The sequence below is a fragment of the Streptomyces sp. 13-12-16 genome (genome assembly GCF_002114215.1).
Taxonomy (GTDB): Bacteria; Actinomycetota; Actinomycetes; order Streptomycetales; family Streptomycetaceae; genus Streptomyces.
The window spans coordinates 710-2,122 of sequence record NZ_NCTE01001499.1 but is presented as its reverse complement, the minus strand read 5'-3'; the positions used below and the strand labels follow the sequence as shown (position 1 = coordinate 2,122).

Annotated in this window: 1 protein-coding gene and 1 pseudogene; one reads left to right on the top strand and one right to left on the bottom strand. The window is 74.5% G+C overall.

Annotated features, from left to right (window positions below; translation table 11 throughout):
- Window positions 1–225 precede the first annotated feature (225 nt).
- Entirely contained in the window at window positions 226–888 is a 663-nt protein-coding gene (locus B7767_RS43435; protein ID WP_085576572.1) for a maleylpyruvate isomerase family mycothiol-dependent enzyme, read from the top strand.
- Here B7767_RS43435 and B7767_RS43430 read toward each other — a convergent pair.
- Window positions 878–1,413: pseudogene (locus B7767_RS43430) on the bottom strand (transporter); the annotation flags it as partial. The gene B7767_RS43435 and the pseudogene B7767_RS43430 sit on opposite strands and share 11 nt — an antisense overlap.

Genomic DNA, 1,413 nt, shown 5'->3' with positions numbered 1-1,413 from the left:
CCCGGCCGTCTTCGTCGGCGGCCTGTGCCGGGGCCGCCGTACCGCCGCTCCGGGCCACGGCACGCGAGGCACCCCCACGAGGCAGCCGCACCGCCCCGCGTCGCCGTCCCCGCCGCCCGCGACCACCGGGGACCGGCCGCACACCGTCGGACCCCGTCCCCGTCCTCGCGGACAAAGACCGCTCGCGGCCGATGACTTCGCTCCGGGGCGGGAGTCCTCCTCCACATGACTGATCCGGCACTGACAGCGGACCGCCCTCACGGAACCGGGGTCTGGTCCTCCATCCACGCCGAACGAGCGGCGCTGGCGGCCGATCTCGCGGGCCTGACGGACGAGCAGTGGACGACGCCCTCGCTCTGCGACGGCCTGACGGTGCGTGAGGTGCTGGCGCACCTGACCGCGGGCGCGAGCCTCAACACCGTGCGCTGGCTGGCGGGTGTGATCCGCTGCCGGTTCGACTTCGACAGACAGGTGGCCGTGCGGCTGGCCGAGCAGCTCGGCGCGACCCCGGGCGAGACCCTCGACCGTTTCCGGCGCGTCGTCCCGAGCACGACCAAGCCTCCCCTGCCCGCCATCGCCATGCTGGGCGAGACGATCGTGCACGGGGAGGACATCCGGCGCCCGCTGGGCATCCGCCGCGACCACCCGGTCGACGTCGTCACGGAGACGGCCGAGTACTACCGGGGCACGGACCTCGTGGTCGTCGCCAAGGGACGCATCGGCGGCCTGCGACTCGTGGCGGACGACGGCCCGTTCACGACCGGTTCCGGGCCTCTCGTGTCCGGCCCCACCCTGGCCCTGATCATGGCCATGACCGGGCGGGCGGCGTACTGCGACGATCTCGAAGGCGACGGCGTGGAACTCCTCCGCGGTCGCCTCAGCGGCTGATCTCCACCTGCCGCACCTCGCTCACCTGGTCCACCTCGGAGACCCGGATCGTCAGTCTCATCGTCCAGGTGCCCTCGAGGGGGAGGCTGAGGTCGTTGGTGGCCCAGTAGCCGCCGCGGTCGGTCAGTTCCGCGTCGATGGGGCCGATGTCCTTCGCCGCGAGGGTGAAGGAGGCGCGGAGTTCCGGTACGAAGGTCAGGGCGCCCCGGGGGCCGAAGACCACCGCCTGGAGGCCGTTCTCGCCCACCCGGCCCGGGTCCATCGTGAGCTGCACCGTGCCCCGGCCGCCGGGGGTGCCCACGTCGTAGGGGACCGTGAACGCCTCCGCGCCGGGGAGACCGGCCACCTGCGGCTCGGGGGCCCTGGCCGCCTCCGCCTCCGCGCGGGCGGGGAGGGTGCCGGTCAGCACCGTGGTGACCAGCAGGACGACCACCGCCACGACGGCCTCGGCGAGTACGGAGCGGCGCAGGGCCCGGCGGCGGCGCTCCTCCGGGTCGTCCGGTCCGTCCGGTCCGTACGCCGCCG

Coding starts and splice junctions, on each gene's coding strand:
- B7767_RS43435 (WP_085576572.1), top strand. CDS start 226: ATGACTGATCCGGCACTGACAGCGGACCGCCCTCACGGAACCGGGGTC.